Annotated in this window: 24 protein-coding genes, 4 tRNA genes and 1 rRNA gene; 23 read left to right on the forward strand and 6 right to left on the reverse strand. The window is 41.2% G+C overall.

Features of this window, described 5'->3' with window-relative positions; all coding sequences use genetic code 11:
- Positions 1 to 27 precede the first annotated feature (27 nt).
- Positions 28 to 729: a metal-dependent hydrolase gene (locus F9B85_RS11235; protein ID WP_170270465.1), complete on the forward strand. Its 702-nt coding sequence runs from the start codon at positions 28 to 30 to the stop codon at positions 727 to 729.
- Between the two features lie 82 nt (positions 730 to 811).
- On the opposite strand, the gene F9B85_RS11240 is transcribed toward F9B85_RS11235, so the two are convergent.
- Positions 812 to 1570, reverse strand: a complete 759-nt coding sequence (locus F9B85_RS11240) for a formate dehydrogenase subunit gamma (protein WP_243138177.1) — start codon at positions 1568 to 1570, stop codon at positions 812 to 814.
- A 2-nt stretch (positions 1571 to 1572) separates the two neighbouring features.
- Positions 1573 to 2565: a 4Fe-4S dicluster domain-containing protein gene (locus F9B85_RS11245; RefSeq protein WP_151620954.1), complete on the reverse strand. Its 993-nt coding sequence runs from the start codon at positions 2563 to 2565 to the stop codon at positions 1573 to 1575.
- A gap of 300 nt (positions 2566 to 2865) precedes the next feature.
- Here F9B85_RS11245 and F9B85_RS11250 point away from each other — a divergent pair, with 300 nt between their 5' ends.
- From F9B85_RS11250 to F9B85_RS11325, 16 genes are all read left to right on the forward strand, one after another.
- Complete coding sequence (locus F9B85_RS11250) at positions 2866 to 3549, forward strand: redox-sensing transcriptional repressor Rex (protein ID WP_151620956.1); 684 nt, start codon at positions 2866 to 2868, stop codon at positions 3547 to 3549.
- A 156-nt stretch (positions 3550 to 3705) separates the two neighbouring features.
- Positions 3706 to 4314, forward strand: a complete 609-nt coding sequence (locus F9B85_RS11255; protein WP_151620958.1) for a 5-formyltetrahydrofolate cyclo-ligase — start codon at positions 3706 to 3708, stop codon at positions 4312 to 4314.
- Between the two features lie 187 nt (positions 4315 to 4501).
- A complete protein-coding gene (gene polA, locus F9B85_RS11260; RefSeq protein ID WP_243138179.1) occupies positions 4502 to 7255 on the forward strand; it encodes a DNA polymerase I in 2754 nt (917 codons plus the stop codon).
- 5 nt (positions 7256 to 7260) lie between these two features.
- Complete coding sequence (gene mutM / locus F9B85_RS11265; RefSeq protein ID WP_151620960.1) at positions 7261 to 8085, forward strand: DNA-formamidopyrimidine glycosylase; 825 nt, start codon at positions 7261 to 7263, stop codon at positions 8083 to 8085.
- A gap of 30 nt (positions 8086 to 8115) precedes the next feature.
- On the forward strand, positions 8116 to 10065 hold the full coding sequence (locus tag F9B85_RS11270; protein ID WP_151620962.1) for an ABC-F family ATP-binding cassette domain-containing protein: 1950 nt from the start codon (positions 8116 to 8118) through the stop codon (positions 10063 to 10065).
- A 79-nt stretch (positions 10066 to 10144) separates the two neighbouring features.
- Entirely contained in the window at positions 10145 to 10843 is a 699-nt protein-coding gene (ytaF, locus tag F9B85_RS11275) for a sporulation membrane protein YtaF (protein ID WP_151620964.1), read from the forward strand.
- Between the two features lie 155 nt (positions 10844 to 10998).
- Entirely contained in the window at positions 10999 to 11595 is a 597-nt protein-coding gene (gene coaE / locus F9B85_RS11280) for a dephospho-CoA kinase (RefSeq protein ID WP_151620966.1), read from the forward strand.
- Complete coding sequence (locus F9B85_RS11285; RefSeq protein WP_243138180.1) at positions 11589 to 12182, forward strand: lytic transglycosylase domain-containing protein; 594 nt, start codon at positions 11589 to 11591, stop codon at positions 12180 to 12182. Before coaE ends, F9B85_RS11285 begins: the two co-directional genes overlap by 7 nt.
- Before the next feature lie 120 nt (positions 12183 to 12302).
- Complete coding sequence (locus tag F9B85_RS11290; protein WP_243138181.1) at positions 12303 to 12989, forward strand: DUF421 domain-containing protein; 687 nt, start codon at positions 12303 to 12305, stop codon at positions 12987 to 12989.
- A 200-nt stretch (positions 12990 to 13189) separates the two neighbouring features.
- A complete protein-coding gene (locus F9B85_RS11295) occupies positions 13190 to 14389 on the forward strand; it encodes a glycosyltransferase family 2 protein (protein WP_151621007.1) in 1200 nt (399 codons plus the stop codon).
- Positions 14390 to 14515: 126 nt separating this feature from the next.
- Entirely contained in the window at positions 14516 to 14974 is a 459-nt protein-coding gene (locus F9B85_RS11300) for a pyruvoyl-dependent arginine decarboxylase (protein ID WP_151620970.1), read from the forward strand.
- 140 nt (positions 14975 to 15114) lie between these two features.
- On the forward strand, positions 15115 to 15954 hold the full coding sequence (gene speE / locus F9B85_RS11305; RefSeq protein WP_151620972.1) for a polyamine aminopropyltransferase: 840 nt from the start codon (positions 15115 to 15117) through the stop codon (positions 15952 to 15954).
- Positions 15955 to 15989: 35 nt separating this feature from the next.
- Positions 15990 to 16814, forward strand: coding sequence for an agmatinase (gene speB, locus F9B85_RS11310; protein ID WP_151621009.1), 825 nt, complete (start codon positions 15990 to 15992; stop codon positions 16812 to 16814).
- A gap of 231 nt (positions 16815 to 17045) precedes the next feature.
- A tRNA-Asp gene (locus F9B85_RS11315) sits at positions 17046 to 17122 on the forward strand.
- Positions 17123 to 17130: 8 nt separating this feature from the next.
- Positions 17131 to 17206 (forward strand) — tRNA-Phe (locus tag F9B85_RS11320).
- A gap of 5 nt (positions 17207 to 17211) precedes the next feature.
- A tRNA-Gly gene (locus F9B85_RS11325) sits at positions 17212 to 17286 on the forward strand.
- A 69-nt stretch (positions 17287 to 17355) separates the two neighbouring features.
- On the opposite strand, the gene F9B85_RS11330 is transcribed toward F9B85_RS11325, so the two are convergent.
- Positions 17356 to 17589 carry a hypothetical protein gene (locus F9B85_RS11330; RefSeq protein ID WP_151620974.1) on the reverse strand — a complete coding sequence of 78 codons (234 nt, stop codon included), beginning with the start codon at positions 17587 to 17589 and terminating at the stop codon, positions 17356 to 17358.
- A gap of 146 nt (positions 17590 to 17735) precedes the next feature.
- On the opposite strand from F9B85_RS11330, the gene F9B85_RS11335 reads away from it, so the two are divergent.
- Positions 17736 to 17823 (forward strand) — tRNA-Leu (locus F9B85_RS11335).
- Between the two features lie 99 nt (positions 17824 to 17922).
- Here the strand turns inward: F9B85_RS11335 and F9B85_RS11340 are convergent.
- The 3 genes from F9B85_RS11340 to F9B85_RS11350 all read right to left on the reverse strand — a co-directional run bounded on the left by F9B85_RS11340 (position 17923) and on the right by F9B85_RS11350 (position 20919).
- Positions 17923 to 18600 (reverse strand): GNAT family N-acetyltransferase, encoded by a 678-nt coding sequence (locus F9B85_RS11340; RefSeq protein WP_207707106.1) that lies wholly within the window; start codon positions 18598 to 18600, stop codon positions 17923 to 17925.
- Positions 18601 to 18627: 27 nt separating this feature from the next.
- A complete protein-coding gene (locus F9B85_RS11345; protein ID WP_151620976.1) occupies positions 18628 to 19488 on the reverse strand; it encodes a carbon-nitrogen hydrolase family protein in 861 nt (286 codons plus the stop codon).
- A 93-nt stretch (positions 19489 to 19581) separates the two neighbouring features.
- The gene (locus F9B85_RS11350; protein ID WP_170270460.1) at positions 19582 to 20919 is read right to left on the reverse strand and encodes a sensor domain-containing diguanylate cyclase; all 1338 of its coding nucleotides are present in this window, start codon (positions 20917 to 20919) and stop codon (positions 19582 to 19584) included.
- 167 nt (positions 20920 to 21086) lie between these two features.
- Here F9B85_RS11350 and mutT point away from each other — a divergent pair, with 167 nt between their 5' ends.
- The 5 genes from mutT to F9B85_RS14620 form a co-directional block, all read left to right on the forward strand.
- Positions 21087 to 21518: an 8-oxo-dGTP diphosphatase MutT gene (gene mutT / locus F9B85_RS11355; RefSeq protein WP_151620980.1), complete on the forward strand. Its 432-nt coding sequence runs from the start codon at positions 21087 to 21089 to the stop codon at positions 21516 to 21518.
- A gap of 119 nt (positions 21519 to 21637) precedes the next feature.
- On the forward strand, positions 21638 to 22042 hold the full coding sequence (locus F9B85_RS11360) for a pyridoxamine 5'-phosphate oxidase family protein (protein WP_151620982.1): 405 nt from the start codon (positions 21638 to 21640) through the stop codon (positions 22040 to 22042).
- A gap of 196 nt (positions 22043 to 22238) precedes the next feature.
- On the forward strand, positions 22239 to 22403 hold the full coding sequence (locus F9B85_RS14430; RefSeq protein ID WP_170270463.1) for a hypothetical protein: 165 nt from the start codon (positions 22239 to 22241) through the stop codon (positions 22401 to 22403).
- Positions 22404 to 22450: 47 nt separating this feature from the next.
- Positions 22451 to 22771, forward strand: a complete 321-nt coding sequence (locus tag F9B85_RS11365; RefSeq protein WP_151620983.1) for a DUF1360 domain-containing protein — start codon at positions 22451 to 22453, stop codon at positions 22769 to 22771.
- Positions 22772 to 23183: 412 nt separating this feature from the next.
- A 16S ribosomal RNA gene (locus tag F9B85_RS14620) occupies positions 23184 to 23265 on the forward strand; the annotation flags it as partial.

Here is a 23265-nt window from a genome sequence, read left to right on the forward strand (position 1 = left end):
ATTGTATTGTTAGGAGGCTTTTTCATGATGATGTTAACCTTTTATGGTCATGCCAACTTTCTATTAGATGATGGCACCCATAAAGTATTGATTGATCCCTGGTTTACAGGCAACCCTGCTTGTACCGTTTCAGCCGATCAAGTCAATGTCCACTATATTTTAATTACTCATGGTCATGGTGATCATCTTGGTGATGCCATAGAGATAGCTAAGCGTTGCGATGCCACAATTATTGCAACTCACGAAGTAGCCCACTATTGTAATACTAAGGGAGCTAAAGTTCATGGTATGCACATCGGTGGTAAGCATAACTTTGATTTCGGGAGAGTGCGCCTAACCGCCGCTCTTCATGGTTCAGCTATTTTCGAAGGCGATCAAATGATCTATGGTGGAAATCCCTGTGGATTTCTTATCCAAATGAATGGCAAGAGTATTTATCATGCTGGAGACACAGGCCTTTTCCGCGACATGGAGCTAATAAATCATTGTCACTTAAAAGGTAATCGTCTTGACGTGGCTCTTCTACCAATTGGCGATAATTATGTAATGGGCCCTGAAGATGCTGTTTATGCGGCTAAATGGCTTCATCCGCGCCATGTCATACCGATGCACTACAACACTTTCCCTTTACTACAGCAAGATGGGGAAGCTTTTAAGAAAATGATTAGTGAAGGTACTGACGCAGAATGCCATCTAATGGAGCCTGGTGAAAGTTTTGTGATCAAGTAAGCAACCAATCCAGAACAAGAAGAAATCAAAAAGACCTGGTAACCAGCTTGTCACTGGTCACCAGGTCTTTTGTTATGCAGAGCTATTTGGGAAATCCCCTATGCTGAGAATTAACTGTCCCCTGCCGATTACTACTGTACCCCTTATACTTTCCTTTATTCACGAGCTCAGCCCACCACTTACTATGACGATGCTCTACGTAGGCGGCGTCTACTTGCCCACTAAACATAGAAGGAATCAGTTTGCGGTTAGCAGGAACTAAAAAGGCGGCAAGATGTAAGAAAATGCCCAGTATGATCATCATAGCAGTTAGATTGTGCAATGTAGTGCTCCAGAAGATAGTGCTTTCAGCTAGATCTATGCCCGGTAGATTTTTGTAAACTTTGATCATTCCTGTTACTATAACACCGATAATGCTCAATCCGATGAAAGCATAGGCCAAACGTTGTTCTGCCAAGTACTTATGGGAAGGTGGCTCATCTTTGCCTGTAAACATAGCTTTCATAATTTGGATGGACTCACCCACATCACCTTTACGCGGCATAATGTGAAATTCTCGGCGTAAGAGGTGGTAAAAGATATGAAAAGCTACAACAACCATCAATACAATGGCCCCTAGATAGTGAAGAGTCAAAGTCAAAGCATAATCACCAGTCCAAGCCATACCAGGGACATCTACTAGCATGTAGCGTTTATACATAGGCATCTGACCGAAACCGGAAAAGATTAGTGAGAAGATAGATAAAGCAACAATCCAATGTACAAAGCGATTAATCTTACCATGACGAAGTACTTTACCGTTACCTAAAATACCTTCAGGCTCTCTTTTTTGAGGAGACACAATTATTCATCTCCCTTCATGGTGCGATAAGCCGCTACAGCAGCCGCGACCATTCCGGCAACAGGTGCGAAAAAAGCAGCTTTGGCCATATTATTAGCTTGGTCCATGGCATTACCAACACCAACGGGCATAGCAGGAAGACCTGGTTTGCCATCAACCACCTGTTCTACCATGGCCTGATGAATAGACTCAAAAGGTACAGGAGATACGTAGAAGGTAGAAGTACCACCATTTTCTTTTTCGCCATAAACGTAACCATTGATTTCCTGTGCTCTAGCTTTAGCTCGCTCTAACAAAGCATCTTTTTGACCGTAAAGGATAGCTTGCTGAGGACAAGCATCGACACAAGCAGGTGCTTTTCCTTCGCGAAGGCGGTCAATACAAAGATCACACTTATACATAACACCTCCACCTGCGTACTTTGGAGCGCCATGTAAGTATAAACCTACACCAGCTTGTCGAGCTGGTATCCCCCAAGGGCAAACATCACGACACTTAGCACCGCCAAAACAGATCTTGTCATCAATGACAACAACGCCTTCAGATGTCTTCGTACAAGCACTAAATGGACAGATGTGGGCACAGGGAGGGTTTTCGCAGTGCATACAGCGGCGAGGGACAAAAACATCTGTCTCTTCAGTACTTGCTGTAGGTACTGTTACTTTCTGAACATACGTCCAGTTATAAGGTGTAAGGCGATTAGTGAGCTCTCTTTTAGCAGACCAGTCTTCATGGTTTTTATGTGGCCAATAATCTAGAATTGGTTTCTCTGGTTCAGGAAAGCGACTTTGATTCTTCTGTCTACATGCTAATACACATTGTGGTGTATGTTCATGTGCACAGCCATCACAGCGTGTCAAGTCAATGAGAGTACCGACTTGACCAATTTCGGAGGGAGAAGCTAGAACTTCTTTCCCTGCTGTAAGAACAGTTGCTCCAACGATGCCCGATAAAGCCGTTCTCTTAAAGAAACTACGACGATTTAGGGTGCTCATACCCCGTGAGCCTCCTTTATTGATAGATATTGCCTTAAAAATATACCCGATAGGGGTATGGGGTGTCAAGGAGATTCCTTAATAACTGTACAAGAAAATCAAGTTTTAATTTTCAGAAAAAAGGACATTAAAAAAAACTGTAGCAAAGTTTTAGCAAAATATATAAAAAGGTATTGCAAGTGGAAACTTTCGCATGTATAGTTAATTTACAGATATAGATAACTGCCCTTGTCCATTTCCTTTGGAACTTAGGCAGCTGACAACGCGTATTTGACATCATTTGAGGGGGATGGGGATTTAATGAAATTTTTTAAGGTTCCAGAGCCAACCATCATGAGGTTATCGCTATACTCACGTATTCTTGAGCAAATGGAAGAGCGTGGTATACCCATTATTTCTTCTGTAGAACTGGGCGATGCGGTAGGCATTAACTCAGGCGTTGTACGTAAAGACTTGTCCATGTTCGGAGAATTCGGCGTTCGTGGCGTAGGTTATAACGTGCGGGAATTGCGTGACAACATCCGTAAACTACTGGGACAAGACCGTAATTGGCCCGTTATTATTGTAGGAGCAGGTCACCTAGGCTCTTCGTTAGCCGCTTATCCTGGATTTACACAACGTGGTTTTAACATAGAAGCCATTGTTGACTCAGATCCTGCATTAGCAGGTACAACTATTCAGGGGCATCCTGTTATTGACTGGGCAGGAGCGGAACAACTTATCAAGGAGCAAGGAGTTCGGATGGCAATTTTAGCTGTGCCACCTGATGCAGTACAGTCAGTCGCTCAGCGTATGATTGACTTGGGCATTGAAGCCATTCTCAATTTCTCTCCCATCATCCTTAAAGTACCAGCCGCTAAAGCTCAAGTTCAGAATGTTGACCTTACGGTCTTCTTTGATTTAATGAGATTCACATCCAACTTGAATGAACAAGAAGGGCTTCGTCCACAGTCTTCGTCTTTGCGGGGATTGGCTGTACGTTAGTTCCAATTAGACCGGATTGAAAAAAGACCCCGCAAGGGTCTATTTTTTTTGCTTACTTAGAACAAATACTAAATTGTTCCAATAAGCACATTCTATAAAAATGGAGACATAAAAAACTAAGAAGCGAGCAAAGATTGTTGAAAGAGTGAAGCAAAAGTGGTTGACTTCGAAGGTATAAAAGAACAAAAAGTAAAGTTGCGTGCTTCTATTCTTCAGAAACGCAAGCAACAGACTATAGAAGAGCAAATCTACAAAAGTACTATAATTACAGAAAAACTTGTGCAAGGGAGAGACTTCCAAGAAGCTCGTACGGTTATGGCATACTCTAGTTTTCGACAAGAAGTTATGACAAAAGCCTTACTAGAACTGGCCTGGCAAGAAGGTAAAAGAGTGCTCATACCTCTTTGCCAGCCCTCGGACAGCAAGATCATTCCCTGTCAGATCGATAGCTTCGATGATCTTGTAGAAGGAACATGGGGAATATTAGAACCTTCTCCCGAAAAGTTGAATCCTCTTTCCCCTGCTGAAATTGACCTTGTATTAGTACCGGCTCTCGCTTTTGATCTGCAAGGTCATCGTTTAGGCTACGGTGCTGGTTATTACGATCGCTTTTTACCTCAACTGCAGGAGAAGGCAGTCAAAATCGGCTTAGCCTATGAACTGCAGATCATAGAGAAGCTTTTCCCTGAAGATCATGACATTCCAGTAGATTCTATAATAACAGAAAGCCGCTGGATTAACTGTAAAGGCCGTTCCTATCGATAAATTTGTAAAAGAATAAACAAAAGAACAAATATATAACCATCTTTCGGCTTCTTTTGTGATAAACTGAAAAGCAATGTAAGGTACAAAAGTTTTGATGTTTCATGGGCCGAAAGCAAAGAGATACTATAAAGGGACGGCATAAGATATAGCCGTCCCTTTTTCCAGATGCCGAAAGGAGTAACCAAGCGTGACAAAACCACTTTTTATGATCATAGATGGCAGTAGTTTGCTCCATCGAGCTTTTTATGCCATTCCACCCTTATCAAGTAGCTCAGGGATACCAACTAATGCCGTCTACGGCTTTTTGAATATGTTAGAAAGATTAAAGCGGGAATATAACCCTGCTTACCTTGCAGTTGCCCTCGATAAAAGCAGACAAACCTTTCGCAATACAACTTATGAAGCCTACAAAGCTAACCGAGGAGCGACACCAGATGAACTAAGGCCACAGTTTGGCCTGCTAAAAGAGGTACTTACGCTTCATCGCATAGCTCTTTTTGAAGAAGAAGGCTATGAAGCAGACGATATTATAGGCACATTAAGCCTACAAGCATCAGAAAATGGTATGCAAAGCCTTATTGTCACAGGCGATCGCGATGCATGGCAACTTATCTCACCAGATGTAGAAGTTTTGCTAACGCGCAAAGGCATCAGTGAAATAGAGCGATACAATGAAGAAGTATTGTTAGAAAAAATAGGCTTAAGACCTCAGCAAGTCATCGATCTCAAAGGTCTGATGGGTGACAGTTCTGACAATATTCCTGGCGTACCTGGTGTAGGCGAAAAAACAGCTATGAAATTACTAAAACAATTTGAGAACTTAGAGAACCTCTATGCCCATCTCGATGAAGTAAAAGGAAAGCTTCAAGAAAAACTCCGCCATAACCGAGAACAAGCTTTTCTCTCCAAAGAGTTGGCTACTATCAAAGTTGATATGGAACTACCGCTAGCTTGTTCTGAATGTGCTTTGCAAGAACCGGATCTAGAAAAGCTTCGACAAAAATATGATGAATTACAATTTCGCACCTTGCTTCGCTCTTTGCCTACATCAGAATCGAATGATGCAAGCACAACCATAAGGGAAGACGAAAAAGCAGATGACAAAAAAACAGAAGAATGCACTAGTAAGGTTAGTAAAGACCTAGAATATAAGATTCTTAGGGAAGAGGAGTACCCAAGCCTACTAGAAGAACTGCAAAAAAATAAGGATCAATGCTCTTTTCAAGGAGCTCTCTGGGGAACTTGGGAAGGACCAGCTCGACATGGAATGCTGAAAGAGCTAGTCTTTGCCTATGGTCAATTTGAAGCTGAGCCAACCATTTACGTCATAAAAGAACCAATAGCATTTCTAAAAGCCACAGCACCTTATTGGGCTGAGGAAAAAGAAGAAAAAGTTTTTTTCGATGCCAAATCCTACTGGCTCTTGCTCCAAGAAGCAGGTGTAGAACTAAAAGGACTTCGAGGTGACGCTCTTTTAGCGGCTTACTTGCTAGATCCTGTTACGAATCGTTACACTCTACCAGACTTAGCAGAGCAATATCTAGGAAAAAAACTAGATCATCCCTATGAAGCAAAGCAAACGAAAGAACCCAAAGAAAAGCCAGATTGCCAGAAGGAAGACTTAATAAGTGCTAGCTATGGCTCTGCTCTCTTTGCTCTCATGAAGGTATTAGAAAAGAAACTACAGGAACAAGAACTTTACACTCTTTATAAAGATGTAGAATTACCACTATCGCTAGTTCTAGCGGCTATGGAGCGAAGTGGGTTTGCTGTTGATCCTACAGTCTTAGAAGAGATGTCCAAAGAGCTAGGGAGTCATCTCGAAGAATTACGAGCAACCATATATGACCTAGCCGAAGAAAGTTTCAATATCAACTCGACACAACAGCTAGGCAAGATCCTTTTTGAAAAGCTCGGTTTACCAATAATCAAAAAAACCAAAACAGGCTACTCCACCGACATGGAAGTCTTAGAAGAACTAGCACCACGCCATCCCATCATCCCAAAAGTCTTAGAATATCGTCAGCTCATGAAACTGAACTCTACTTACGTCGAAGGACTGTTACCACTCATTGAAAAAGATGGACGTATTCACAGTACTTTGAATCAGACGGTTACAGCAACAGGGCGACTTTCTTCTACAGAGCCGAACCTGCAAAACATTCCCATTCGCTTAGAGCAGGGCCGCACAATTCGCAAAGCCTTTGTAGCGCCTACAGAAGATAAAATCCTATTAGCGGCAGACTACTCTCAGATTGAGCTACGCATCTTAGCCCATCTTTCTGGAGACGCCTCCTTCATTGATGCTTTTGCCAAAGAACAAGATATACACAGCCGCACGGCCAGTGAAGTATTTGCCGTACCGATGGAAGAAGTAACTTCTGAAATGCGCCGTAGAGCCAAAGCAGTAAACTTTGGCATCGTCTATGGTATCAGTGACTTTGGCTTAAGCCGTGACTTGTCAGTTACGCGAGCAGAAGCGAAAAAGTATATAGAAGGCTACTTTGCACGTTACGAAGGAGTCAAAAAGTACATCGAAAAAACGATTGCCATGGCCAGAGAAGAAGGCTATGTAACAACCTTGCTAGGCCGACGTCGCTATCTGCCAGAACTAAAACAACGCAATAAAATGCGTCAAGCTTTTGGTGAACGTATGGCTATGAACACGCCTATTCAAGGCACAGCGGCCGACATCATCAAAGCGGCCATGGTCGCCATCGATAAGTTCTTACAAGAAGAAGCGAGAGAAACAGTGATGATTCTGCAAGTTCACGACGAACTAATCTTTGAAGGTCCAAGGAAAGAATTGACAGAAATTGCCCCTTCGATCAAAAATATAATGGAAAAAACAATTGAGCTTTCAGTGCCTTTAGTCGTTGATATGAAAATTGGACCTAACTGGTACGATCTCCACCCTTACCTTACGAAAAAGGAGGGCTAGCAAAAGTGCCAGAACTACCTGAAGTAGAAACAGTACGACGGAGCTTAGAGCCTAAAATTGTCGGTAGAACAATAAAAGGCCTGACCATAAATCTTCCTAGAATTGTGAACAGTCCACCTGGCCATGACTTTGCAGAAACGCTTATCGGCAAGAGCTTTGAAAAGCTAGAACGGCGAGGAAAATATCTCTTATGCTATCTCTCCGAAGACTACTGCCTCGTTGTCCACTTGCGGATGACTGGTCGATTAATTCATTGTTCGCCAGAAGAGCCAATAGTACGCCATAGTCATGTGCTCATAGAACTAGATGATGGTCAACAATTACGCTACATCGATGTTCGACAATTTGGCACTTTAACCTTACGCAAGACAGAAGAGTTAGACAAACTTTCAGGCCTTAAAGACTTAGGTCCTGAGCCTTTAGGAGAAGACTTTACTTTGGCAGAATTTCAAAAAGCTATAGCTAGTAAAAAGAGAAATATCAAAGCATTACTACTAGATCAACGATTTATTGCTGGACTAGGCAATATTTACGTAGACGAAGCTTTAGCCAGAGCGGCTCTCCATCCCGACCGTCTAGCTTCTGACTTAGCATCTGAAGAAGTAGATAGTCTTTACCAAAGCATTCGCCAAGTCCTAGAAGAAGGCATCTCAGCAAGGGGAACTTCTTTTCGTGATTATGTAGACGGCGAAGGAAACAAAGGGGACTTTCAGAATCGTCTCTGGGTTTACGGGCGAGCTGGACAACCTTGCCCACGCTGTAAAGAACCAATTCAACGAGAGAAAAAAGCAGGTCGAGGAACTCATTTCTGTCCCTGCTGTCAACGATAACAAAGAAGCAATAACTTTTTGGGAGCTATAATGAGCAATAAAATTATTGTACAAGCCAAAAAGCTAGCCCTATCTTACGGTAGTAAGTCAATTTTTGAAGATATTTCTTTCATCATTCACGAAAATGATAAAATTGGCCTTGTAGGACCTAACGGTGCAGGCAAGACCAGCTTATTCAAAGTCATGACTGATGAAGAAGAAGCTACATCGGGTGACCTATTCTGGAGCAATCAAGTTCAAATTGGTTATGTAAGTCAGTTGAACCAGTTACCAGAAGGGCAAGACCTTTTTCAAGTTGCTATGAGTGAGCTTTCTGATATCCTTCAGCTAAGAGAGAGTATAGCTAACCTCGAACATAAGATGGAGAACTGGGAAGAGCAAACTGAACAAGCTGAGCAAGGCCTAGAAAAACTTATGGAAGAGTACGCTGAAAAAGTTGAAGAATATGAAAAATGTGAAGGCTACGGAGCAGAAGCCCGTGTACGCTCCGTTCTCAAAGGACTTGGTTTTTCAGAAGAAGACTATCAACAACCGGTAGAAGTGTTTAGTGGCGGTCAAAAAAGACGCCTAGCCTTAGCAAGGCTACTTCTTCGTCAGCAAGATCTCATTATCTTAGACGAACCGACGAACCATCTCGACTTAAAAGCTGTGGAATGGCTAGAAGACTACCTGCGAGACTATACTGGTGCTGTGCTGATCATCTCACATGATCGCTACTTTCTAGATAAGGTATGTAAGCGCATTTTCCATCTTGAAAATGGAGCTATGGAAGAATACCCTGGCAACTATAGTCGCTTCTTGCAACTACGTGAAGAAAGAATGATGGCTCGTCAAAAAGCTTACGCCAAAGATCAAGCCGAGATCGCCAAAATGGAAGAATATATTAGGCGCTACAAAGCAGGAGTAAAAGCCAAACAAGCTCGGGGAAGAGAAACTTTATTGAACAGACGCAAGCGCATTGAAAAGCCTCAAGAAGGACAGAGTTTAAAAGATCTAAAGTTTATCCCCCACACAGCTAGTGCAGAGCAAGTTCTTATAACTCATGATCTGGCTGTAGCCTATCCGAACAAAGTACTTTTTAGAGACTTAAACCTTACTGTGAGAAAAGGTGAATGCGTCGCCATACTAGGTAGAAATGGTGTAGGCAAGACATCACTATTTCGGGTTTTACTAGGGCAACTTGAGCCACTTACAGGTGATATCGTACTAGGAGTGCGAGTCAAACCAGCCTACTATGCCCAAGAGCAAGAAGAACTTCAAAGTAAGCAAACCGTCCTAGAAGCAATCCGTGAAATGCGTCCCATGACAGAAGAAGACGCAAGAACTTTGCTTGGACGTTTTCTCTTTCGCGGTGAAGATGTATTTAAGACCGTTGGAGTCTTAAGTGGCGGAGAGAAGAGTCGGCTAATTTTTGCCCGCCTTTTCCTTATGGGCGCTAACTTTCTACTGCTCGATGAACCAACTAACCATCTAGACATTGAAGCCAAAGAAGCTCTAGAAGAAGCTCTTGCTGAATATGAAGGCACTGTAATGGTCATTTCTCATGACCGTTACTTTCTTGATCGTCTAGCCGATCGAATCTTAGAGCTTGAGGAAGGCACTTTTACAACTTACTTAGGAAATTACACCGATTTTCGGAGAAAAAAAGATGACCAAGCACAAGCCAAGACAGAAGCATTGGCTATGCAAGCCCTTATGTCTCAAAGAAAAGAATCTCTTCAAATCCCTACAGAGCCAGTAAAAGAAAAGAAAAATAATAAGATAAGCAACCCTTGGAAAAGAGAAGAGGCCATACAAAAAAGAGAATTAGAAATTAACAGGCTTGAAGAACGGATCGAAGAGCTAACGAGACTTCTAGGAGAAGAAACAACATATCAAGATGGCGAAAAAGCCAAAGCCTATGCTGAAGAATTTGAGCAAGCACAAAAAAACTTAGCTCTAGCTTATGAAGAATGGGAAAGCCTCATGGAGAACGATTAAGAATAGGGATCGACTGGAGTGGACTTTTCTCCCCCTTTGCATAGTATAAGGCAAAGGTGAACCCGGGAGGGACAGTCGCGTGTCTACATGGTCCTTGTTCGTTCTAGCTTTTGCCTTAAGCGTAGATGGCTTCGCCGCCGCTGTCGCTTATGGTCTCAAAAGAATTCGTGTTCCTTTTTTTTCATTACTCATCATCTGCCTTTGCTCTACAGCGGCCATGGCTCTTGCTCTGTTAGCTGGCCAAGGCTTATCTAGCTTTTTCCCCGAAGCTTGGATCGGAAAAGTCGGCGGGATTATCTTAATCTGCTTAGGCTTACTGCAACTTTACAACAGCAAAAAAGTACAGAGTCAAAGAATAGAAAAAAATTGCCCTAACAATCAAGATACTGTTGTAAAAGCAAGTGCTTTTTCTACTGCCACTGTAAAAGAAGTAGAAAAAGTATTTTCTTTGACCGTACCTCCATTTGGCTTAGTCATTCAGGTTTTTCGAGAACCAACGAGAGCAGACTTAGATTCTTCGGGAGAGCTAAGTTCTCAAGAAGCATTTCTCTTAGGTCTGGCTCTTAGCATGGATGCTCTTGCGGCTGGTTTTGGCGCTTCACTATTGGGAGGAATTCCTCTGTATGCACCTTTGATTGTAGGAATGTCCCTCTTTGTACTTGTCGTAGCTGGTCTCTGGTGGGGGCATAAAAATGCACGTTGGGCCGGTGGGCCTTGGATTTCCTATCTTGCAGGACTAGTATTACTCTCTTTAGGAGCAAGTAAAGTATTCTTTTAGTGACTATTCTTTTAATAAAGTATTCTAATAGCAGACTATTCTTTCAATAAAAGTTTCAAAAAAGATGTTTTGTATAGAACTGCTAGAAACTAGGTCAATGGATATGCTAAGAAGTAAAAGATTTTCATAGTATATGAAGAGAGGAGCTCAGGCTGATGAAAATCATTGGCTTGACCGGTGGCATTGCCAGTGGAAAAACAACAGTATCTGCTTATCTACGCAAGTTAGGGGCTCAAGTCATAGATGCTGACGATATAGCTCGTCAAGTCGTTGCTCCTGGGGAGCAAGCATGGCGAGAAATTAAAGAGACTTTTGGTTCTGAATATTTTCTCCCTGACGAAAATCTGAATCGAAAAGCTCTTGGGCAATTAATCTTTGCCGATGAAAAAGCACGAGCGAAACTGAACGCCATTGTACACCCGCAAGTTAGAAAAAGATTTCAGCAAGAAACAGAAAAAGGGGCACAAAAAGGGCTACAAGCCATAGTCTGGGCTGTGCCCTTATTACTTGAATCATCTATGGACAAGATAGTCGATGAAGTATGGTTGGTAGCAGTTCGAGAAGAAGAACAATTAGAACGATTGATAAAACGTGATCTGCTCGATAGAGCTTCAGCTCTTGCTCGGATTAATGCACAAATGTCTCTTGCCGAAAAAATAAAAAGAGCCGACAAAATAATTGATGCTAATGTAGGCAAAGAAGATATGTATAAACAGGTGGCGGCTTTATGGAGGGAGGCGACCTGTTGCTAAGAAAGCCTATAATTGTCTACACCTTATCACTGCCCCGTTTGGTCATTACTATTGTATTATTGACCATTGTGGGCAATTTTTTATGGTTTAGTCCTTGGGTTCAAAAGATTATATACCCACTACCTCATAAAGAAACAATCTTTAAGTATGCTAGACAAAACGACATAGATCCCTACCTAGTGGCCGCCATTATCAGAAGAGAGAGCAAATTTTGGATCTGGGCTGAAAGCCCACAGGGAGCTAAGGGTTTGATGCAATTAATGCCTCAAACGGCAGAATGGATCGCACAAGAAATGGACATGAATGATTACAGCCATGACAAGCTTTATGAGCCTCACCGCAACATAAAGATGGGTTGTTGGTATTTAGCCAACCTTAACAAAGAATTCCAAGGAAACATAATTCTTGTAATTGCCTCTTATAATGGTGGACGAGGCAATGTGCGTCAATGGATAGATGAAAAAGGATGGACTGGCCAAGAGCACTCTATAGACATGATTCCCTATCCTGAAACAAGGGCTTATGTAAAAGGTGTTCTTCAAGACTATCAAATATACCGTAACCTATACGAAAAAGAATCAGATTAGAAAAATATGGAAGGAATTCTAGAGTCTTTGTGGAATAGTAAATAATGGATATCTCATAAATGCTTCTATACGGGTCATAATAAGAGAGGCTCTAAGTGATTATGATCTCAAGGTGGCATTATGGGTCAAGAAATTATTGTTATCATATCAAGGACGCTACTCATCTACTTGGCAGTGCTCTTGATCATGCGCATTATGGGTAAACGAGAGATAGGACAGCTTTCGCCAGTCGATCTTGTTGTAGCCATAATGATTGCAGAGTTAGCCGCTATTCCCATGGAAGATACGGATAAACCACTCTACGCGGCCCTGATACCCATGTTTGTGCTTATGTTTGCGGAAATTGCTTTTTCCTATCTTCAGCTCAAAATACCCCAGACGCGTGTCTGGCTCAGTGGAAAACCGACTGTTGTCATCAGAGACGGCAAAATACAAGAAAAAGCTATGCGTATGAGTCGTTATAATCTTGACGATTTATTGAGTCAACTACGTGATCGAAACATTCCCAACATTCAAGATGTGGAGTTTGCTATTCTTGAAACATCTGGTACATTGAGCATTATACCCAAGTCGCAGAAAAGACCAGTAACACCTGAAGACTTAGGAATATCGACGGTATATGAGGGTCTACCCGTTCCAATCATCTTAGATGGCCGTATAGAGTTTAGCAACCTCAAGGAACACAACTTAGATGAAAATTGGCTCAAAAATGAACTAGCTAACCATGGAGTTGCAGGCTACAAAGATGTCTTTTTTGCTTGTTTAGATAGCCGAGGCAACTTCTACGTCTGCCCCAAAAAAAACTAAAAATTGTTAAATTATTTTTCCTCTAATGAATTCTTCAATTGACGAAGCTGGTACAATTCGGTACAATACATCGAGATGGTGGAATCCTGATTTTTCCGCCATTGGTAAAGGTCTCTCCCCTTCGCAGGTCTGGGGAAGGGAAAGGAGAGTTAAGTTTGGAGCTCTGGCAATCACTTTTTCTTGAGAAATACGATTTCTTCATGGTGCCTTTACAGTTCCTGATCATCTTTTGCACATTCTACTACTTGATCTTGTCGTTATTTGGTTTTCGGAGGAAAAAAGAAGGGCCTCCAGCACCACCGAGCAAGAGTTTTGCCCTTGTAGTAGCGGCTCACAATGAAGAGGCCGTTATAGGACCACTAGTAGAGAACTTAAAAGAACTAGATTATCCCAAAGAACTCTACGAGATTTTTATTGTAGCCGACAACTGCAGTGACCGTACCGCTCTTATAGCAAGAGAGGCAGGGGCACAAGTACATGAGAGGTTCAATAAGGAACAACGAGGAAAAGGTTATGCCCTAGAGTGGATGTTTGAAAAGATTTTTCACATGGAACGGCAATATGATGCTGTTGTGATTTTTGATGCCGACAATCTGGTCAAGCCTAATTTTTTAAGGGAAATGAACACTAAACTTACAGAAGGCCACCAGATTATACAGTGCTATCTTGATTCGAAGAATCCTTTTGATACCTGGGTAACAGCGACTTTCTCCATTGCCTTCTGGCATATTAACCGATTAATTCAGCTCGCTCGTTACAATCTTGGCTTATCCAACATCCTTGGCGGTACTGGAATGTGTATCTCTACCGAAACACTTCGTAAGTATGGTTGGGGTGCTACTTCTCTAACAGAAGATCTAGAGTTTTCCATGAAGGCGCTCTTAAATGGTGTCAAAACCACTTGGGCTCATGGAGCAGTTATCTACGATGAGAAACCCTTAAAGTTTAAGCAATCTTGGAATCAGCGCAAACGATGGGCTCAAGGTCATGTCGATTGCTTCTTCCGTTATTTTCCGCAACTTCTGTGGAAAGGATTGCGTACAGGAAACTTTTCCATGCTTGACGGCGCTATTCATTTGTTCCAACCAGCTTTAGTCGTAATCGTTACATTCTTTTTAACCCTTAATTTCTTTTTACACGGTTCTTATACACAACTTTTTGGTCTAATGAATGAGCTGAGTTTGTGGCAACTTTTATCTTATGTACAACTAGCTCTCCCCTTTGCGGCTTTGTTGTTAGATAAAGTTGATCGACGAGCTTATAAGTGGGTATTGCTCTATCCATTCTTTATCTACACCTGGGTGCCTATTGTTTTTCTTGGTTTTTTACACCGCAACAAAAGAGAATGGAGTCATACCGTGCATACGAGAGGACTCTCTTACAATGAAGTTGTTAAATAGGAAGGCGAAAGTCTTCCTATTTCGACTTTTTAACACAAATTATTGTTTATTTTTTCGCTATGTTTGGTATAATAAACAAGGTTTAAGACCAAAACTTAACTATATCGTATTTGGAGGAATGGTGTCATGCTACCCGTACCCAAAAAGTATTTCATCACAGCTGCATCAGCAGAAGGAAAGAGCAAGTTAACGGCCTTTGACAATGCCTTACTGAAAGCAGGCATAGGTAATGTCAATCTGGTGCGGGTCAGCAGTATTCTGCCCCCCGAGGCTGAATTTGCACCTGGTATGAAGATTCCCCCAGGTTCTTTAGTACCAACAGCCTATGGCTCTATTGTTTCAGAGATTCCAGGGGAAACAATCTCTGCTGCCATCGCCGTCGGTGTCTCCGAAGAGAGCTTTGGTGTTATCATGGAGTTTACTGGAAAATGTTCCAAAGAAGAAGCTGAAGCTACCATTACCCGTATGGTTAAGGAAGCTTTTGAAGTTCGAGCTATGGAACTGAAAGAGATCAAAGTTAACGCTGTGGAACATAAAGTAGAGAAAATCGGTTGTGCCTTTGCGGCCGCCCCATTGTGGTATTAATCGAACCGATCGTTCTCTCTAAAAAAGGTTGTTTTTAACAAAAGGCTTTGCCACGGCAAAGCCTTTTTGTAAAATAATGAGAAAAATTAAGCGTAAGAAGAGCTTTAAGCAAAGCTTTTCGTAAAGGATGGATAGTTGTTATGTCAGGAATGTGGTTTACAGAAGAACAGACAGCTAATATTCGTTTTGGCTGTCGGATTCGTGATATATTGCACAGTGAGAAAACAGACTTTCAAGATTTAGCTGTTATAGATACTTTACAGTGGGGTCGTATGCTTCTATTAGATAATCTGGTCATGACTACAGACAAAGACGAGTTTGTCTACCATGAAATGATCAGCCATGTAGCTATGAACAGTCATCCCAATCCCCAGAAAGTATTGGTCATTGGTGGCGGCGATGGCGGTACTATTCGAGAAGTAGTGAAGCACGAGAAAGTAGAAAAAGCTGTACTATGTGAGATTGATGGACAAGTTATCGAAGCATCGAAAAAGTACTTTCCCGAGATTGCTTCCGTATTAACAGGTCATCCCAAAGTCGAAATTTTAGTTGCTGATGGTATCAAGCATGTAAAAGAAATGAAAGAAGAGTACGATGTCATTCTTGTTGACTCTAGCGAGCCTATTGGCCCTGGTGCTGTTCTTTTTACTGCAGAATTTTATCAAGCTGTTTCCGACGCCTTAAAGCCTGATGGTATTATGGTAGCTCAGACAGAGTCTCCTTTTTATAATCAGGAATTAATTCAAACAGTCTTCCCTACGATTAACTCTATTTTCCCTATTACTAAGCTTTACCTTGCTTCCATTCCAACTTATCCATCAGGTCTGTGGAGCTTTACAATAGGCTCTAAGAAGTATGACCCTGAACAAGTTAATGCAGAAGAAATGGTTGATCTTGATACCAAATATTACACTCCCAGCCTTCATAAAGCGGCTTTTGCCTTGCCAAGATTTGTTCGGAAATTAACGGAGGGCAAATAAGTTTGAACAGATATCTAGAAAGACTTACAGGCTTTATGGGTGCTACAGAAGATTACGCAGAAGCTGATGTAGTGCTCGTAGGGATACCTATGGATTTTACTGTTAGCTTTCGGCCCGGTTCACGTATGGGTCCACAGCAGATTCGTTTGGTTTCCTATGGTATTGAAGAATATAGCGTCTATCAAGACAAAGATCTTATTGACAAGAAATATTTTGATGGTGGCGATATAGCTTTACCTTTTGGTAATGTTACTGGTTCTTTAGAGCGTATTGAAGAAGTGACGGCAGAGCTACTGCGAGATGGTAAGCGTCCCTTGTTCATAGGCGGTGAACATCTCGTAACTTATCCCATTATCAAACCTTTTGCTAAGCAATACGACAACCTAGCAGTAATTCACTTTGATGCACATGCTGATTTAAGAACAGACTACATGGGCGAAAGTAACTCTCATGCTACTGTCATCCGCAAAGTCGTTGATCTAATCGGTGGCGATAATGTATACCAGTTTGGAATTCGTTCCGGTACAAGAGATGAATTTGCCTTTGCCCGTGAACATACCAATATGTATGTTGATGAAATTTTTCCTGCTCTTCAGCAAGTGGTAGAGAAGCTACAAGGTCGGCCCGTCTATGTTACTTTAGATGTAGACGTTCTTGATCCTGCCTATGCTCCGGGAACAGGCACACCTGAACCTGGTGGTTGTACGCCTCGTGAAATATTCGAAGCTATGCGTGTCTTAGGAGCGCTTAACGTTGTAGGATTCGATCTCGTAGAAGTTGCCCCATCAGCTGACTTATCAGATCGGACAGCCCTATTAGCGGCTAAAGTAATTCGAGAAGCCATTTTGTCTTTCTGGTAAACTTTTCTTTTAGCCTTCATGAAAGAAGCAGTGAGATTACTGAGATTCTTTCATGAAGGTATTTTCTATAGATATTGTTAAGCTGTTTTCTATAGAAATTGTTGTGATTATTCAGGATTTCACTGCCTATCGAGGCTTTGTGTTTTGGCTTAAGAAAAAAATCGAAATAACCAGAAAAAAACATTTGACGAGAACACTCAGCATGAGGTATAATTCTTTTTGTCGCGAAGGGGAGCTGTGGTGTAGAGGCCTAACATGCCTGCCTGTCACGCAGGAGACCGCGGGTTCGAATCCCGTCAGCTCCGCCATCTAATTCGCCTCGATAGCTCAGTCGGTAGAGCAGAGGACTGAAAATCCTCGTGTCGGTGGTTCGATTCCGCCTCGAGGCACCATTCTCGCGGGAATAGCTCAGTGGTAGAGCATCGCCTTGCCAAGGCGAGGGTCGCGAGTTCGAATCTCGTTTCCCGCTCCATTTCAATAAAGGAAGCCACCGCGAAGGTGGCTTTTTATAACCAGTCGACGACCGTCGACAAGGCCTTTATCAATGGAAACGCCGTTTGGCAATGACACGATACTCATTACCATCGTGAGAGCCTTGAGGCTGATAGTCGAAGCCTTGAAGGCGCAAGAACTCGAAGACTCTATCTTGCTGGTGAGCATCTTTGGCATCCATGATGATGACTAACTCGTCATGTCTGTCGAGTTCTCTAATTCTGTCAGATAAGATAGCTAGTTGATCTGTCGCTGGTGTTACCTCGATATAATGGGTGGGCATAATATCACCTCCTGTTATCAACTAGTCTTGCTTATAGAAAGATTAATGAACCTGGTTTTATTTTCTTGTTGACGACATGGCTATTCTGTAGTATACTAACTCTTGTGGTTGAAACAAGACTGCTAACCAAGCAGGAATATTATTATGCGAGTGTGGCGGAACAGGCAGACGCAACGGACTTAAAATCCGTCGCCCCAAAAGGGCGTATCGGTTCGACTCCGATCACTCGCACCACTACATAACTAATGAAAGACCTCTGATTATTGAATCAGAGGTCTTTTTTGTGTTGATTTCCTGTTTTTTTATTTTTTTGCTTATAGGACAGGATTTTCTTTATTGGCCTTTATAGAAAGGATTACGCCACTCCATCAAGACTGCATTATGGCAGGATTCTTCATCCTCGAGGTAATTAGAAAGGACTGCCACAGGCATTCGTCCACAACGAAGCAAGAAGGAGACAACAGGATCATGGAAATCTCCTCTTAATAGAGCCGCTAAGTATTCTTCAGCCGTCATTTCTTGGCTTTTCTTATGGTAACCAGGCATACGACTACCGCCTAGCAGGCGTTGTAAACGCAGATGAACAACAACATCGTACATAGATAACATTAACCACTTACCTAGCCCTAATTTTCTATAGAGTGGGCTTATACAGATATCGACGACATATAGCGTATTGCCCTGAGGTGTATGGTTTCTGATATAGCCACTATCGGTTATTTCCTCCCAAGTATGTTGCGGGTGAGCGGGATCGTAGGAAACGATTAGGCCTGTCATAGAACCGGCAATTCTTCCATCTACCTCAACGCATAAAGCGCCTTCGGGAAAAAGGCTAATGTGATTTTCTAACTGTTCTTGATTCCACCACAACTCCGAAGGAAAGGGTGGTGGAAAACTTTCCTGTTGAATACGAATTAAGCCTTCGAAATCTTCTTTTCCATAATTGCGAATCAACACTTTATGGTGTTTTTGACCGTCATAAACATAAAGTTCCTTATGCATAAAAGGCATGAATATCACATCCGATCCTTGATGTCTTTAATCTTGAAAAGAAGGATATAGATCGATTCTTCGATCTTGCCAGGTTCTTACAGAACCTTTTTCTCGCATTTCATAAAGTAGAGATAGATCGAGATCGCCTGTTACAGTCATATCAGCATTTATGATGCCTTCGACCATAATACCACGAGGTGGAAAAGGTACATCATTAGGTGTAATAAGCGCTCCTTGACCATAATTAGCACGCATAAAGTCAATATTGGGCAAAGAACCTACAGTACCTGTATTTACAATGTAGACTTGGTTTTCAATAGCTCGAGCATGACAGCAGTAGCGTACGCGATAAAAACCTTGTTCGTTATCAGTGCAAGAAGGGCAAAGAATAAGATCAGCTCCTTTTGCTCTAACCATACGAACGACTTCAGGGAACTCAATGTCATAGCATGTCAGCAAAGCTACCTTGCCTTTTTCTGTATCAAAAACAGAAAGACTATTACCTTCTGTCATATTCCAGGCTTTTTTTTCTGATGGGGTAATATGCAGTTTAGGTTGTTGAGAAATAGTACCATCAGGATGGAAGAGGAAAGCCACGTTTAATAAACGTTCTCCTTCGCTGATAACATGAGTTCCGGCGGCAATAATCATCTTATATTGACTAGCTAAAGTCTTAAAATAAGCAATATATTGGTCGGTAAAGCTAGGTAAATCTTGAATAGTCATCGAAGACCCATCTTTTCTACCTATAGAAAGTAGTTGTGTAGTTAAGAATTCAGGGAATAAGATAACTTCGCTTTCAAACTCTTCGGCCGTCTTTACATAGTGAAGTACTTGAGCCTTAAAATCATCAAAGCTACTAATTCGTTGTAAATAGTACTGTACAGCTGATACTCTCAATCGCATCAAAAAATACTCCTCTCTTAACTATATAGTTGTTCAAAAAAAGAGCCTACTCTCTGAGTAAGACTCTTTTTTAGGTATAACTAGCCTGTCAGCTTATTCAATAGAACATACGCGATTGCGTCCTAATTCTTTGGCTTTATAAAGGGAACTATCGCCTTCACGGATCAGGTCATCAATCTCTTTTATATCATGTTCAGACATAGAGGAAACACCGAAGCTAGCTGTAACTCTGGCGGAAACTTTTTGTTTTGTGTTGTTAAACAGCTCTATAGAAGTAGCATGTAAAGCTATGCGCATTTCCTCGGCAATCTTAAAAGCTCTTTGTTTGGAAGCACCTGGTAAACAGATCATAAATTCTTCGCCACCAGAACGACCTATTAGATCATAAGAACGACAGCGGCTTTTGAATAGTTGGGCAACTATCTGTAAAACCTTATCGCCAGCTTGGTGACCATAAGAATCATTTACTTTTTTGAAATGATCGATGTCAGCAAAAATCATACTAAGTACAGTGCCTTCGCGGCGAGCCCTATTGATTTCCCCTTCTAAGCGTTGAATCAAGGCTCTTCTTGTCATTACACCAGTAAGAAAGTCTGTAGAAGCCAAATGCTCAGCTTCATCCCGAGCAATCTCCGCTTCAAGCTTTGCATTCACTAACTCCGTGATATCTCTATTAACACCAATCAAGCCGAACTCTTCGCCTTTAGGACCTGTAAATAAAGTTTTCATCGTGTCATAAAAACAAGGACGATTATTAGAATCAACAAGATAAACTTCAACTCGTTGAGGTTTCTTAGTTTCTAATAATATCTTTTCTTGTTTTGTATACAGGGAAACAACTTCAGGTGGAAATAGTTCTGCGTCAGTAAGACCTACAATTTCGCTTTCTCTTTTGCCTACAAGAATTTCAAAATCTCTATTACAGCCTAGATAATGACCTTCGGTATCTTTGTAAAAAACAATATCAGGCATAGAGTTCACCAGACTGTTTAGGAGAGCTCTTTGTTCAGCTAACTGACGGGCCATTAATTTGTGCTTTGATATATCTCGTGCAATCCCGAGGATATAACAAGGTTTGTCAGTGCGACATACGAGTGTGCTATTTATCTCTACAGCAAGTATTTCGCTTTTGTTGGTAATTAAATCGAGCTCAAAGCGAATAGGTTCTTGGGAAAAAATCTTAGACGTAAGTATTTCTTCGATTTGATCAGCCTTGTCGTGAGCAATAAGTTCTTTTATATTCATACCTATTAGCTCGGCAAGCCTATAGCCCGTCAACTCCTCAGTCGCAGGGCTCACTTCTAGGAAATTTCCTTGTAAATCAAGCTTATAGATGATATCACGAGCATTTGTTAAGAGCTCCTTATATAGTGAGCAATCATCAGGTGATAATAGTCCACTTGATAAAGAGCTTTTTTCTTTTTTGCACACGATGGCACTCCTTTTCAAAATAAATTTCCAATCCATATGCAAATTTTTTGAAACGTTTCGATACCTTCATGCTATCATCATAGATGTCTTACAATACTTTACCATGAAACGAGATATAAAAAGTCGAAAATAATAAAAAAGCTAAAAATATAGAAAGGATTTTTATAGTGATTGATGTAACTGCGGCATTATTAGTTTCAGAAGATCGCCTTTTTATCGCCCAGAGACCAACAGGAGATGTACTTGAACACAAGTGGGAATTTCCTGGCGGCAAGATCGAGAGGGGAGAAACAGCCCAGGAAGCGCTAACCAGAGAAATGGAAGAAGAATTTGGGATTCAAGTACATGTAAACAATTATTTTGATCAAAATATTCATAAATATCCCTATGGAACTATAAAACTAATCGCATACTGGGCCCATATACTCGAAGGAGAACCGCAACTGAGAGTACACCAAGATGGGCGTTGGGTTACTACTGAAGAATTAAAAAACTACGATTTTGCCCCAGCTGATATTCCATTTGTAGAAAAGTTGTTGCATGAAGCAAGAACAATTAAAGAATCAGTAGAAAAAATAAATGAAAACAATAACTACTAAGAAGACATTGCTTTTTGCAGGTCTTAACAAACTTTTGTAGAAAATGTATAGCATGCGAACTCAAGAAGTAGATAACAAGGAGGTGTGTTCTTGACTCCTTGAGAGGAGCAAGTAAGTAGATGACTTTGAAAGCTTATTTTGAACACAGAGAAGGGTTAGGTATTTTATCTACGGCCGATGAGAGTGGAGCAGTAAACGCTGTTGTTTATGCCAAGCCTCATTTTATGGAAGACGGTCAGATAGCATTTATTATGCGAGAAAAGCTAACCTACAAAAACATTCAAGCTAATCCTAAAGCATGCTATCTCTTTGCAGAAAAAGATAAGTATGAAGGCAAAAGGCTTTATCTGACTAAAACAAAAGAAGAAGATAATGCAGAATTAATAGAAACAATGCGCCGAAAAATTTTCGATAGCCATAGTGACTCTGACGGCAAAGTCCACCTAGTCTACTTTACTATTGACAAAATCTTACCCCTCGTAGGTAGTGCTGAATCGAAAGGATGCCCCCATCATCATAAGTAAAACATAAAGACCTATCATCAATCTTTTCTATAGATTCATCTATATTACCTCTATAAAATATGAATAGTTCTTCACTAGCCTTTTGAGATTTCTCAAAAGGCATTTTTATTTTAGGTTAAGTTGTATCGCTCACCGAATGAAGGTAAAAGCAATATACATAGTAAGAGGCTCAAAAGTTAGAAAGGAGTATCTTAATATGATTAAGTTATCTTTATGTCACAAAGGATGCTGTCCAACGGTTTCTGTTGCCAAAGGACAAATAGTGATCAGTGATGATTTTGGGGGTCAAGTTAAACTAACGAAAGAAGAACTCAAAATCTTAGTAGATAAATATCCTGAGATAACAAAAATAATAGGTTAGCCTAGTTTGACTTAGAAAGAATCAGTGAATCGGAAGGGGGGGTGTCGATGTTCATTGAATTACTCTTCGCACTGAGCTTGCGATTTTTTTTCTTTGATTTTATATTATTCAAAAAAACACGAGAGAAACTGAAAAAGCAAAACTATTTTTTCAAAAAACTTTTATCATGCTCTTTCTGCCAAGGTTTTTGGTGTGGCATCTTCGTATATCTGCTCTTCAACATTTCCTTCGCCCTGTTCACCCTATATAACTTGCTTAACCTCCTAGCCTTTGGTTTCGCGTCAGCTATCTTATCAATAACATGGGTTGTTATTGTCCATCCTTTCTTAAAAGAATACGAAGAAGACCAAGAGCTGCCTCTAATCTAAAAAAATAACAAGGCAATTGAAAAAGCAAATAGCGTGCAAAAAACCTCGATAGTATGTAGAAACACTGAAAAACCTGAAAAAAACATCAAATGGTGGCTAAAATCATCAAAAACCAGACCGATAAAAATGGAAGAAAAGGAAAAATAAAATAGTTGCATTTTCGCATAGACTATGTAATAATACTTTTTGTCGCCACGAGAGAGCGGCAAAAAATGGACAGCAAATAAGTAATAACGGTCCTTGAAAATCAAACAGTTGTAAAAAAGTCAAGCGTGCGAAACGTCGAAGCCGAAAGGCAGAGACAGCAATCAATTTAAGTCAATTAGAGCTTGTCAAAGCTCCGGAATATAAGGATATAAAGGATGTTAACCGCTATTGCCATCCATGGCGCGGTTAACTCCGTAAAATCCATTTTACGGAGAGTTTGATCCTGGCTCAGGACGAACGCTGGCGGCATGCCTAACACATGCAAGTCGAACGGAGTCGATTAAGTA

This window comes from Heliorestis acidaminivorans, from assembly GCF_008933955.1.
GTDB lineage: Bacteria > Bacillota > Desulfitobacteriia > Heliobacteriales > Heliobacteriaceae > Heliorestis > Heliorestis acidaminivorans.